Here is a 12,594-nt window from a genome sequence, read left to right on the forward strand (position 1 = left end):
CACCAAAGCCGGCACAAGCCTTCCAGCAGAAGTCAGCATCATCCGCACCACCACCCAAACCGCCCCACCCCCACAACCCATCACGATCTAACACCCAAACCCGTTCACAACCACTTGACACAAAGCGAACGACCTGCAGAACATTCACTTTCTGCAGGTCGTTTTCTTATGGGCCCAAAATAGTTCCCACTTGCACTGCCATCCGCAACACTCCGCACCTTATGCGCCCGAATCCACACCGTCCGCTGGTTCCATATGTCGGTATCCCCCGTGTGGTGTCTGAAACGAGGAAGTTCTACACCGCCGATCACCTAACCCCGGATGTGATCGCGGCCGACTCTGTTTACACCGCTCTGGACCCGGACGGCCTGCTTTTTGCTCTGGTTTCGTCCTCAATATTCATCACTTGGCAACGAACGGTGGGCGGGGCGCTTGAATCGCGTTTGCTTTTTCAATACCTTGACCTGGAACAATTTCCCCGTGCCGCCACTTGATGACCGCACACGACAGCGTGTTTTCGATGCCGGAAAAGGAGTTCTCGACGCCCGGGCACTGTACCCGGAACGTTCTCTGGCTGATCATTACAACCCGCTGGCCATGGCCCCGGAGTTGATTAAGACCCATGAGGCTCTGGATCGCGAGGTGGACAGGGCGATGGGAGCTAAGAGGAGGATCGCCACCGAGCGTCAGCGCCAGGAGATTCTCTTTGCTAACTACGCCCATATGGCTTAAACGCATCTCAATTGGCAAAAACGTCGACAAATTTAAGGATTATAAAAGCCCCGGGTGCATGCTGAAGCAGAGGCACATCGGGGCGTTCAATTAAAGAATAGCATGAAGATATGAGCGATGAAATTAGAAATGAAACTCATGGAGTTTTGGCGGGTTTTCCACAACCTCGTTTAGAACCGTTTCTTAGGGCCGCTGAGGGTGACGAAGCGAAGGCTCTTGATCTGTACGTGTGGAATACCCAAATGGCGGGGGCTGCATTGGAGCAGCTTTCGCACCTTGAGATCCTACTTCGCCATGCCATTGACACCCAGCTGTCAAAAAGAGTGCTCGAGGATACAGGAAAAATTCCCTGGTTTCTATTACCCCCATTTTACTCCGCACAAGCGCAAGCAATCGACAAGGTTCGAGAAAGGCTTCGCTCCGAAGGAAAGGAAACTCGAGATCAAATTGTTGCTGGATTGTCTTTCGGTTTCTGGACCGGTTGGATGGGGGCAAAGCATGAGGAGTTATGGCGTAAGACTCTGCACAACGCTTTTCCTGGGGCAGGGCTCCGCAAAGATGTCACCGTATTAGCTGAACAGATTCGAAAATTCCGCAATCGCGTTGCCCATCATGATTCTCTCTTAAATATCGATGTCGGTTTTGAAATGCGGGCAGTATTCAGTCTTGCCGAGATGATAAACAAAGAGGCCGCGGACTGGATGAGAACGGTGGACCGGACGCGGGACATGGGAATTAAAAAACCAATATCCCCGTTGGACACCGTTGTTGTCCCCTCTGCGCAGGCAAAACTTGATGACGGTCCGCTTAGCGCGTACATATGCCAACCTGGGCGCTTTTTCCAAGAAGTAGGCCACATGGCTTTCTATGAGGAGCGAGAAATTGGGGTTGATGTGCCATACATCAAGGCCCGTTATGACAATGTCCTTTGGAGTGAGACAGAAGCGGATCGCCTTAAGCTAAGTGAGAAAAGGGAAGACAAAAAATTGGGCAAGGTGATGGCTTCTAGTCTCGAAAAGGGATGGGCACCGGGTAAGTACCAAGTATTTATCCTGTCTCAGGCTGGTGATCCCGATCATGTAGCCCTCGAGAAACCCCTCCAGAATGATCGGGCGGGAAAAGGGTCTGCCTTTGTGAATAGGCAAAGGTACACCAGTGTTCACCGGTTGCGTCACGCTAAAAACGTTTGGGATCTCTAAGCGTATTCGTTTGTATTTTTAGGGCGCTTGGAGAGGCGGTTTTATGGAAGAGCGCGGGGGTCAGATGGGCCAGGTAGCGTCCCGGGGTGGTGAATCTGTATGGCCGCTCTGCTTCTGACGGTCGCTGCGGTACTGGGCCTCGTGATCGTGGCTGATGCGACGGGCGTGGCCTCGGTGGGCTTCGTTGTCACAACAACTCTCCTGGGCTTGGGGCTCGCCCCCTTTGTCGGCGACTCGCTGGAGCGCCATATCCCGAGCTCCCAGTGGGATCGTATCTCTCTCTCGCGAGACGCCAGTCGCCGATGGGGAGTGGAACTATTCAACGCCTTCCTCTCATGGATTGGGTGGAACAGGCTTATATTCTCCCTGCGGAGAGGTCAGGCATCCGGGGCGATGAAGGGCTGGGAGTCGCGACCCGTGAGGGCGGCGGCCGCCGGCCATGCATGGGCGTTCCTGCTCCATGTCGCTACCGCGGTCTGGGCCGGTGTGGCCGGTGGATGGGTGTCCCTTGTGTCTCTCTTGACGGTCGGGGTCGTCTGCCACCTCTATCCGGTCTTGCTGCAGATCCATGTGCTGACCCGATTGAGGGAGTGGTAAGGCCGATGGCGGGGAAGCATACGTCGCATTAGGCACACCCTAGGCGAGCTGCTCGGCCACGATCCCCATTTTGCTCACGGGTTAAGCCGCAATCCGTTCTATACAGGTAAATCTCCGTCAGCTTATCGTTGGTATAGGCAGCACAATCGCGTGATGCGTCTAGGTGACTTGATAAGGCAGATGAGGGATTTGGCCGGAATAGACCAGTACGAGGCTGCACCACGCCAACAGTTTAAGTCAGGACGGGAACTCATTAACGCGGTGAAAAACCGCCGCTAAGAGGCACAAGCGTTTAAGGCACTGGCCCAGGACGTGAACGCGGAAGTCTCTGCTGGACTCGACCAGTACGACCCGGAACTCATCGACGGCGTGCGCGTGCTCTGGATTACCGAGGGCACCGCCGCCCGCGACGAGACCGCGTTCCGCTACGCCCTTAAGACTGGCCACAGGCTCCGCGCTGCCGGCCAACGACTCACGGATGCAGCCATCATCGATGCCTACGAGCACGCCTACAACGTCGCACAGACCCACGGCGGTGCAGGCCGCCCTGCAGAGCTTCCCCCGATGCGCGACCGTCAGACTAAGGCACGACGAGTCCGCGGCTACGTGACCCAATCCAAGAGCACAGCCGCCATCGGTTCGAGCGCACCTGGAAAAGCAACCCGCAGCGAACGGAAAGCCTTGGCCACTATGGGCCGCAGAGGCGGACAGAAAGCCTCACAACGCTGGAAAACAGACCCACACGGGGAATATGCACAAACAGAGCGTAAGAAACTCCAGGCTGCAAACGCCCTTCGCCAGAGTCGTGGAAAAGGTACCCGAGGTCGCGTGTTAGCTACCGAATCTCGTGGCCCAGACACAGAGCATCAATGGAATCTGTGCTCGTCGTCACCGAGGGGCGATGCATCGTCAAATTCCCTGATGCGGATCATGGGGTGCGCGCCGGAGACAGCGTCGTCATCCCCGTTGACGTCTGGCACGAGATCGTGGCAGATCCAGACTTCACGGCGGTTCACATCATGCCGAAGGACATCCGGTTCACGTTGTCCCAGTGACTGTCCCGCCCATCCCGGGGTGATTCGTCCCGAATGCGGTTGACCATGGACAAGCCCCACCGGGAAGACCTGGAGGAAACCGGCGGGGCAGGTATCAGGGGTTGGCTACGGGGTGAGTACTTCCTGCGCGGCCTGTGCGACGGGTAGGTCGGCCGCGGTGTCGTCCTTTTCCAGGGTCGGGCGCAGCAGCAGCATGGCGATGACCAGCAACACGCTAGCTTCGTGGATAAGCATGCCAATTGACATGGTGACCCCGCCCAGCAGCACGCCGGCGAGCAGGACCGCGACGGTCAGCAGGGCAATACCGATGTTGACCCGCATCGTGCGCACCGTCCGCTTGGCCAGCCCCAGGGCATACGGCAAGCGAGGCAACCGGTCGGCCATCAGCGCGATGTCCGCGGTCTCGATCGCGGCCGGTGACCCGGCAGCACCCATCGCCACACCGATATCGGCGGTGGCCAGGGCCGGGGTGTCATTGACACCGTCACCGACCATGGCCACGGTGCGAGAACTTTTTTCTAGTCGTTCGCCCGGCCCATTCCGAGCAGCACCTTCTCGCGCAACCGGCCGGTCCCCAGCACCGCCAAGACACAACCAATCAGCGCCGCCACAACGAGCACGCCGAACAGCGCCAACTTGTCCATTACGTTGACGTGATAGATGACCATGGCGGTGCCCATCAGGCTGCCCATCCCGAACCCGAGCAGCGCCACCACCAGCATTGGCACCCCAACCTCGCGGGCAGCCACCTTGGTGTGGAAGGCCGCGGGCGCACCGATGAAGTAGAACGACTTGGTCAGTTGCTTCTGCTCCACCACACTCAGCGCCTGGGTGAGCAGCGTAGACGGCACCATCAGTACCGTCGCGAAGACCACGGTGATGACCACACCGGAGGGGATATCACCCGCGATCATTTTCAGGGCAGGGGCTTCGTCAAATTCAGGTACCGCTGAGTACCAGCCGCCAACACCGCCGATAAACGCCACGAAGTAGAGCGCGGTCACGCGCTTCCAGGTGGTCTTGGCGCCGCGGCCTACCCGGCGCGTGGCCACATAGTTGGCAGCCCCGGGCACCTTGTAGCTCAGTCGCGCGAGCAACTGGAGCACACCGACCGCGATCAGTGCGTTGACGGTGAGAATGCCGCCGGCTACGGCCAGCATCGCCACGATTCCCAGCGCGTCTGCCTCCGGCGCGATGGTCAGCGAACTCAGGTAGCGGTACAACACCACCGCACCAGCCACTGATAACACCAGCGTGATCCAGCTTTGGCCCTTCGGCGGGATTTTCTTGGTCACACCGAGTGGGGTCACGGCGACTCGTCGCAACGCGAGCCACACGGAGCACGCGGCCAGGATCAGCACCACGATCCACGCGGCGGGGATGACCCACCAGGTGAGCATCTCCCAGGTACCGACGCGCTTTTCCTGGAACGTCAGCAAACTCCACGCCGGGCACGTGATCGCGTACAGCACCGAGCCCGGCACCAACCCGACTAGCGCCTGGCGCAGCGATTCCAGGATCATCATCCCGCGCACCTCGCCGGCGGTCGCGCCGATGAGACGCAGCACCGCCAGGTGCTCCTCGCGCCCGCTCAGGTTCGCCCGTGCGGCTTGGGTGAGCAGCCCCAACAGGCTCGGCACGAGCAGGACGCTGGCGAACAAGGCGAGGAACACGTACGCCAGTGAGAGCGGATCGACCTCCACGAGCGCCTCGTGCGGATGCATGTTGCGCGCGACGAACATCCAGGTGCCGCCCATTAGGGTGCACAGCATCCACGTCGCCACCGTCACCGCTACCAGCGACAACACACGCACCCAGCGCTCGCCGATCCTGCGTTGCGAGCGCCCTTCGCTTGTCGACGACACCGCCGACCGCATCAACGTCACCGCACTCATCGCGCCACCTCCGAGTGGATCAGGCCGTCGCGGATTTCAACGCGGCGGCTGCACCAGTCGGCGATCTTTGGGTCGTGCGTGACCACGACGAGTGTCACACCGAACTTTTGGCACACGGCCACGATCTGCTGCATCACTTCGTGGCCGGTGGCCTGGTCCAACGCCGCGGTTGGCTCGTCGGCGAACACCACAGACGGCGGTCCGGCCAAGGCGCGTGGAATGGCCACGCGCTGGCTCTGGCCGCCGGAGAGCTGCCCCGGATAGCGATCGACATATGCGCCCAGGCCCAGCCGGGTGAGCATGTCCACAGCATCATTGTGCGCCTGCGACCGCGGCACCCCGCGCATGATCTGTGGCAGGGCAACGTTTTCAGTGGCGGTCAGCTCGGGCAACAGTTGGCCATCTTGGAAAATGAAGCCGAAGTGTTCGAGGCGCAGGCGCGAGCGTTCGGCGTCGCTCATTGCGGCCACATCGTGGCCACCGAAGCGCACCTCGCCTTGGTCGGGCACGAGCACGCCGGACATGCAGTGCAACAGGGTCGATTTGCCGGAGCCAGAGGGCCCCATGATGGCCACGGATTCGCCGTCGTCCACCGTCAGACTGATGCCTACGAGGACCCGCTGCTGGGGGAATGACTTTGTGATGTCTCTGAGTTCAAGCATGGTTTCCATTTCACAGGTAGCCGTCGCTAAGCACTATGGCCCTAACTCCCGAATATGGGTAGTGCTAGCTCTACCCCGCTACGCTCGCGGGCATGCGGCGAAGAATAAACCACGAGCAGCGGGCGGCGGCGAAGATCCACCAGCTCACCGCGTCGCGACGCAAGATCGCGGAGGCATACGAGGTAGAGCGCCTGCGCATCGAGCGCGACCTGCACGACGGCGCGCAGCAGTACTTCGTGGCCGCGGCGATGAAACTCGGCGAGGCGAGGCTCGATGTTGATTCGCCGCTTCTCGACGACGCCGCACGCGACCTCCGCAACGGCCTCGATGCGCTCAGGAGAACCGTGCACGGCATCCACCCCCGCGAGCTGTCGGACCACGGGCTCATCGCCGCTATCGAAACGGCCGCCGCGCAGTACGGCCCGCACGTCACGGTCCGCGCGCCGCACGAGCTGCCGCGTATCGACGACTCCGTCACCGCCGCCGCCTACTTCTTCACCGCCGAAGCACTCACCAACGCCGCGAAGCACGCACCACAGGAACCGGTGAGCGTGCTGGTGGCCTGCGACCACACCTTGAACATCTCTGTAACCGACCAAGGCGGCGGAAACGCCCGTATCACCCCTGGCGGCGGGCTCGACGGGATGCGGGAACGGATCGCGGCGTTTGGCGGGGCGATGGAGATGACCTCCCCCGACGGCGGCCCCACCACCGTTACCGCCCGTATTCCGTTGCTGTTGTTCCGGGGAGAAAGTGGGATTGCGCCATGAGGATTGTTATCGCGGACGACTCGGCACTGCTGCGGGAAGGTGTTGCCGGCCTGCTCACCCGGCGCGGCCATGAGGTTGTGGCGCAGGTGGACAGTGCGGATCGAGTGCAGGGGGTCGTCGATACGCATGCGCCTGACCTGGTGATCACGGACGTGCGGATGCCACCGAACATGCGCGACGACGGACTCCAAGCCGCGCTGGAGCTGCGCCAGCGGGGCCCGATTAACGTGCTGGTGCTGTCACAATACGTCGCGCCCGCCTACGCGCGGGAATTGTTCTCCGGCGGCGACGGCGGCACCGGCTACCTGCTTAAGGACCGCGTCGCCGAGGTGAAAGATTTCATCCAGGCGTGCGAAACCGTAGCGTCCGGCGGCGTGGTCATCGACCCGGACGTCGCCAGCGCGCTGATGGCGGCGAGCTCGCGCTGGCTGACTACGCTTACCCCGCGCGAGATGGAGGTGCTCGAGCACATGGCGGAGGGGCTGTCCAACGCGCAGATCGCCGGAAAGCTCTTCCTCTCCGGCGCGGCGGTGGCGAAGCACGTTTCCAGCATCTTCTCCAAACTGGGCCTCACCCCCAACGAGGACAACCGTCGTGTGCGCGCGATCCTGATGTACCTGGCAGAACGTGGAGCTGGGTAGCGTATGCGACACTGTTACGCATGACAACCGATTACCAGCCTGCTGGACGCACAGCCCTGCGCACGATCGCGGCCGGGCTTGCCGGGGGCGTGCTGGCGCTGGCGGCCTGGTTTGTGCTGCACCGGATCGCGCTACCGGCGTTTAACACGTCGATGGTGACACGGTCGCTCGCCACCGCGGCGTCCTTCTTGCTCATCGGCATCGGCGCCGTGCTGGCCTTCCTGTGGGCGCGGGGGAAGCGCCACTGGGTCTCCGCAGCCGTGATGTCGCTGGTGCCGGCGGGGCTGGTGGTGTCGTCCGTCGGCATCCCGCTCGCGGCGACCAAGCTGTACTTGGACGGCATCCAGGTGGACCAGGGCTTCCGCACGCAGTTCCTCTCCCGGATGGCGGAAAACCTCGGCCACGCCGACATGGCCTACAAGGACTTGCCCACTTTCTACCCCATGGGGTGGTTCTGGCTGGGCGGGCGGCTAGCAAACGTGCTGGGCATGCAGGGCTGGGAGGTGTACCAGCCGTTCGCTATCGCCTCGCTCGCTGCGGCGGCGGCCATGCTGACCCCGGTGTGGCGCAGGCTCACCGGCTCGCTGCCCACGGCCTTGGCCATCGCCACGGTCACCACCGCGGTGGTGCTCACGGAGGTGCCGGAGGAACCGTACGCGGCAGTGGTGGCTATGTTTGTGCCGGCCGCGGCGGTCATGGCGTACCGCGCGGCGCGCGGCTCGTGGGCATCAACAATCGCGCTGGCCGTCTACCTGGGCATCTCCGCCAGCTTCTACACCTTGTTCACGGCGATTGCGGCGCTGACCACTGTGATGATCGCGGTCGTGCTGGCGTTTGCCTCCCGCAGCCTGAAGCCCCTGCTCCACCTGGTGGTGGCCGGCGTGGCGTCGCTCGCCATCGCCGCGATTTCCTGGGGCCCGTACATCTGGCGCGTGCTCACGGGCGACGAGCAGCGCGAGTCCACAGCAAACCACTTCTTGCCCATCGAAGGCACGTACTTCCCCCTACCGTTCCTCTCCTTCTCCCTTGTGGGGCTGTTGTCCATGATCGGCCTGGTGTACCTGGTGTACCGGTTCAAGGACCCGGTGGTGGGGGCCCTTGGGGCGTCGATAGGCGTGTGCTACCTGTGGGCGCTTGCCTCGATGGCGATCACTCTGGTGGGCACCTCGCTGCTGGGTTTCCGCCTGGAAGTACTGATCGTGGAGCTGTTTGTCACCCTCGGCGTGCTCGCCATCGCGAGGTTCGGGGTGCCCAAGTACACCGCGGCCGTGGCTGCCGTTGTGGCGGTGGGCGCGCTGCAAATGGTGCAGCACATCCCGGTGGAGAACGAGGACTACATCGACCAGGCCTACGCGGACACCGACGGCAACGGCGAGCGGGCCGACCGCTTCCCGGCCGACGCAGGGCGCTACTACAACGAGATTGCCGCCTACATCGAAGACCACGGCTACAAGGTGAACGAGGCGGTGGTCTACACCGACGAGATCAACTTCATGGCGTACCACCCCTTCTTCGGCTTCAACGCTTTTACCAGCCACTACGCCAACCCGCTGGGCGAATTCGAGCAACGCAACGACGAGTTGAAGCGCTGGGCGGAGATCTCCTACGAGGACCCGGAGCACTTCACCGAGGCGGTGGACAACTCGCAGTGGGAGCCGCCGGCCGCCTTTATCTTCCGCGACAACGGCGAAAACGGCTACAAGACCCACATCGCGCACGACATCTACCCCAGCCAGCCGAACGTGCGCTACGAGGGCCTGTACTACAACCCAGAGGCCTTTGAACAGGACTGGGACGTCAAACAGATCGGCCCGTTTGCCGTCGCGGTGAGGAAGTAAGGTGTCCGCTGTGAAAAAAGTCCAGACCACCGCGGCCGTCGCAGGCCTGATCGCGTTTGTCCTGTTGCTGCTCACCCCGTTCTTGCCGGTGAAGCAGACAGAATCGAGCGTGTCGTGGCCGCAGAACGGCACCGTGGGTTCCATCAACGCGCCGTTGATCTCGCTCGCGCCGCAGGAGCTCGACGTCACAGTGCCGGTCCAGGCTCTCGACGAGCTCCGCGACGACCAAACCATGGTCCTGGGCACCCTGCCGGAGGGCTCGCCCAAGGCCAGCGACCGCGGCTTCTTCGTCACCTCCCCCGAGGGCGGGCTGGTGGTCAGCTCGCTCAACGACGTGCTGCTTCAGCTCACTGCGGATGAGGTCTCGAAGCTTCCCGGCGACGCGCAGCTCGTGGCGACCCTCACCCACGAGGGCACGACCGTGGAGATCCCAGGCACGGACTACGCCGAGGAGCGCGACGAGGACTACCGCCCGCAACTCACCGGCATCTACACCGAGCTCAAGGACTCGCCGCAGCTTATGGACGCTGGCCTGTCCGCCCACGTGGACATCAACTCCCGCTTCACCTCGCAGCCGACCCTGCTGAAGACGCTGGCCATGGTCTTCGGCCTCATCTTCGCCCTCGTTGCGTTGTGGGCGTTGCGCAAGCTCGACGGCCCTGCCCCGCGTCGCCGCCGCCAGGGGTTCAAGCCTCTCGACGCCGTGGTGGTCGCCGTCCTCGGCTTCTGGCACGTCTTCGGCGCCAATACCTCCGACGACGGCTTCCTGCTCACCATGGCGCGCGTGGCGGCGAACACGGACTACATGGCCAACTACTACCGCTGGTACGGCGTGCCGGAGGCGCCGTTCGGCTCCCCGTTCTACGACCTGCTGGCGGTGTTGTCGCAGGTGAGCACCGCGTCCATGTGGATGCGTCTGCCCGCCTTGTTCGCCGCGCTCGGCACGTGGTGGCTGCTCTCCCGCGAGATCCTGCCCCGGCTGGGCACCGCGGTCGCGGACCGCCGGATGGCGCACTGGACCGCGGCGCTGGTGTTCCTGGCGTTCTGGTTGCCGTACAACAATGGCACGCGCCCGGAGCCGATCATCGCCTTCGGCCTCATGCTCACCTGGGCGCTGTTCGAGCGCGCCATGGAGACCGACCGCCTCGCCCCGGCGGCGTGGGGCACCATTGCAGCCGCCCTCACCCTGGCCTGCGGCCCGACCGGCCTGGCGGCGGTGGGCGTGTTCCTGATTGCCCTGCCCTGGGTGCTGCGGACCATCGGACGCCGCCAGGCGAAGCTCGCCCACATCGCCCCGTTTTTGGGCGCGGGCATGGCCGTGATGGTGCCGGTGTTCAAGGACCAGACCCTAGCCACGGTGCTGGAGGCCACCGCTGTCCGCTCCGAGGTAGGCCCGGCCATGCGCTGGTTCGAGGAGTGGAGCCGCTACTCGGTCTTGTTCGAGCAGACCGTGGACGGCTCCCTGACGCGCCGCTTCCCCATGTTCGTGCTCGCCTTGAGCGTCGGCTTGATCCTGTGGTGGTTCGCACGCGGCGGGGAGAAGACCCCGACGGCGAAGCGGATGATGCTGATCATCGGCCTGTCCACGTTCTTCCTCATGTTCACGCCGACGAAATGGACGCACCACTTCGGCATCTACGCCGGCCTGGGCGCGGCGATCGCGGCATACGGCTCGGTGGTGCTGTCCCGCGTCGCGCTGCAGTCCAACCGCAACCGCTCCTTCGCCACGGCGGCAGTGCTCTTCCTGCTTGCGCTCACCCTGGCGGGCTGGAACGGCTGGTGGTACGTCGCCTCCTACGCCGTGCCCTGGTGGGATCGCACGCCGCAGTTCAAGGCTGTCGAGGCCAACACGGTGGTGCTGGTGCTAGCGCTGGCGGTATTCCTGGTGGGCGTGGTGCAGTCCATGAGAGGGCCCAAGCCTGTCGACGCCTCACGGTGGGCCGGCGTCATGTCCGCACCGATCGCGGTGGCGGCCGCCCTCATCGTGGCCTTGTCGTGCCTGACGTTTGTGAAGTCCTTCGTCTCCCAGGCCCCCGCCTACTCGGTGGGCATGGGCAACGTGAAGACGTTCGCTGGAGACACGTGCGCCCAAGGCGGCGACGTGCTGCTGGAGGACGACACGAACGATTCCTTCCTCACGCCCATCGACGGGATCCCTCTGGGCAAGTCCCTGGATTCCGGGGAGAACTCCGGGTTCACCCCGGACGGCGTGCCGGCCTTCATTGCCTCCGACAACGCCGACACCTCTGACGGGGCGAACCAGCAGGTGCAGGACGACGACACCGAGGACGTGGACCCGGGTTCGGACGAGGCGCAGTCCACCTCCCGCGTGAACACGCAGGGCAACCGTTCGAAGTCCCTCCGCGGTGTGAACGGTTCGACCGTGCGCCTGCCGTTCGGGCTGGACTACAACCGCGTGCCGGTGCTGGGCACCTTCGAGGACGAGCCCACGCAATCCGCCAACCTCGAGACCGCCTGGTTCGAGCTGCCGGAGGAATCTGAAGACCGCCCGCTGCTCGTCGCGTCCGTGGCCGGACGCATCGCCCACCACGACATCAACGGCATTGAGCAGGAGGGCACCACACTCGAGCTGCAGTACGGACGCACCACCTCCGGCGGCGTGGAGGAGCTCGGCGCCGTGGAGATGCTGGACCAGGGCCCGTCGCCGGAGTGGCGCAACCTGCGTTACCCGCTCGACCAGATCCCGGACGAGGCTGACGTCGTGCGCTTGGTGGCCGAAGACACCTCGCTGGCGGAGAACGACTGGATGGCCGTGACCCCGCTGCGCAACCCGAAGCTGGTTGAGCTCGGCGACGTGTTCGACGAAGACACCCCGGGCCTGTTGGACTGGACCGTGGCCTTCCAGTACCCGTGCCAGCGCCCCTTCTTCCACTACGCGGGCGTGAACGAGATCCCGGAGTTCCGCATCATGCCGGACGCCCCGGGCAAGGCGCAGCTGTCCGGCTTCATGGACTTCCTCGGCGGCGGCGCGCTCGCCCCGGCGGAGGCGGTGAACACGTCCTACGAGATCCCCGGTTACCTCAGGGACGACTGGCAGCGGGACTGGGGTTCCATCGCCAAGTACACCCCGCGCACCAACTCCGCCGGCGACACCCCGGCGCTCGCGCAGGTAGATCTCGCCGAGACCACACGGTGGGGCCTGTACACCCCGGGTCCGATGAAGATCCGTGACCCGAACGAGTGA

At 63.5% G+C, this 12,594-nt stretch carries 11 protein-coding genes and 2 pseudogenes; 10 read left to right on the plus strand and 3 right to left on the minus strand.

All coding sequences use genetic code 11. The annotated features are described in order from the left end of the window. Positions 1 to 221: 221 nt before the first annotated feature. From HF989_RS10775 to HF989_RS08300, 6 genes and pseudogenes are all read left to right on the plus strand, one after another. Positions 222 to 494, plus strand: coding sequence for a type IIL restriction-modification enzyme MmeI (locus HF989_RS10775; RefSeq protein WP_343033578.1), 273 nt, complete (start codon positions 222 to 224; stop codon positions 492 to 494). Continuing rightward, entirely contained in the window at positions 481 to 732 is a 252-nt protein-coding gene (locus HF989_RS08280) for a type IIL restriction-modification enzyme MmeI (RefSeq protein WP_246233897.1), read from the plus strand. Before HF989_RS10775 ends, HF989_RS08280 begins: the two co-directional genes overlap by 14 nt. 110 nt (positions 733 to 842) lie before the next feature. Next, the gene (locus HF989_RS08285; RefSeq protein ID WP_246233899.1) at positions 843 to 1,931 is read left to right on the plus strand and encodes a hypothetical protein; all 1,089 of its coding nucleotides are present in this window, start codon (positions 843 to 845) and stop codon (positions 1,929 to 1,931) included. Between the two features lie 99 nt (positions 1,932 to 2,030). Beyond that, positions 2,031 to 2,528: a hypothetical protein gene (locus HF989_RS08290; protein WP_168685560.1), complete on the plus strand. Its 498-nt coding sequence runs from the start codon at positions 2,031 to 2,033 to the stop codon at positions 2,526 to 2,528. Positions 2,529 to 2,567: 39 nt separating this feature from the next. Then, a pseudogene (locus tag HF989_RS10900) lies at positions 2,568 to 3,267 on the plus strand (replication initiation protein); the annotation flags it as partial. 139 nt (positions 3,268 to 3,406) lie between these two features. Continuing rightward, positions 3,407 to 3,583, plus strand: a complete 177-nt coding sequence (locus HF989_RS08300) for a cupin domain-containing protein (protein WP_257036510.1) — start codon at positions 3,407 to 3,409, stop codon at positions 3,581 to 3,583. 105 nt (positions 3,584 to 3,688) lie between these two features. On the opposite strand, the pseudogene HF989_RS08305 reads toward HF989_RS08300, so the two are convergent. The 3 genes and pseudogenes from HF989_RS08305 to HF989_RS08315 all read right to left on the minus strand — a co-directional run. Next, positions 3,689 to 4,090 (minus strand): annotated as a pseudogene (locus tag HF989_RS08305) (heavy metal translocating P-type ATPase); the annotation flags it as partial. Between the two features lie 11 nt (positions 4,091 to 4,101). Beyond that, positions 4,102 to 5,478: an FtsX-like permease family protein gene (locus HF989_RS08310; protein ID WP_168685564.1), complete on the minus strand. Its 1,377-nt coding sequence runs from the start codon at positions 5,476 to 5,478 to the stop codon at positions 4,102 to 4,104. Beyond that, entirely contained in the window at positions 5,475 to 6,149 is a 675-nt protein-coding gene (locus tag HF989_RS08315) for an ABC transporter ATP-binding protein (RefSeq protein ID WP_168685566.1), read from the minus strand. Before HF989_RS08315 ends, HF989_RS08310 begins: the two co-directional genes overlap by 4 nt. Positions 6,150 to 6,232: 83 nt before the next feature. Here HF989_RS08315 and HF989_RS08320 point away from each other — a divergent pair, with 83 nt between their 5' ends. Genes HF989_RS08320 through HF989_RS08335 form a run of 4 tightly spaced genes read left to right on the plus strand, consistent with a single transcriptional unit; the run spans position 6,233 to position 12,594 of the window. Next, positions 6,233 to 6,910, plus strand: a complete 678-nt coding sequence (locus tag HF989_RS08320) for a sensor histidine kinase (RefSeq protein ID WP_168685568.1) — start codon at positions 6,233 to 6,235, stop codon at positions 6,908 to 6,910. Next, positions 6,907 to 7,551, plus strand: coding sequence for a response regulator transcription factor (locus HF989_RS08325; protein ID WP_168685570.1), 645 nt, complete (start codon positions 6,907 to 6,909; stop codon positions 7,549 to 7,551). Before HF989_RS08320 ends, HF989_RS08325 begins: the two co-directional genes overlap by 4 nt. A gap of 20 nt (positions 7,552 to 7,571) precedes the next feature. After that, positions 7,572 to 9,389 (plus strand): galactan 5-O-arabinofuranosyltransferase, encoded by a 1,818-nt coding sequence (locus tag HF989_RS08330; RefSeq protein WP_168685572.1) that lies wholly within the window; start codon positions 7,572 to 7,574, stop codon positions 9,387 to 9,389. A 10-nt stretch (positions 9,390 to 9,399) separates the two neighbouring features. Beyond that, positions 9,400 to 12,594 (plus strand): arabinosyltransferase domain-containing protein, encoded by a 3,195-nt coding sequence (locus tag HF989_RS08335; protein ID WP_343033579.1) that lies wholly within the window; start codon positions 9,400 to 9,402, stop codon positions 12,592 to 12,594.

It is taken from the genome of Corynebacterium mucifaciens, assembly GCF_012396315.1.
GTDB lineage: Bacteria > Actinomycetota > Actinomycetes > Mycobacteriales > Mycobacteriaceae > Corynebacterium > Corynebacterium mucifaciens.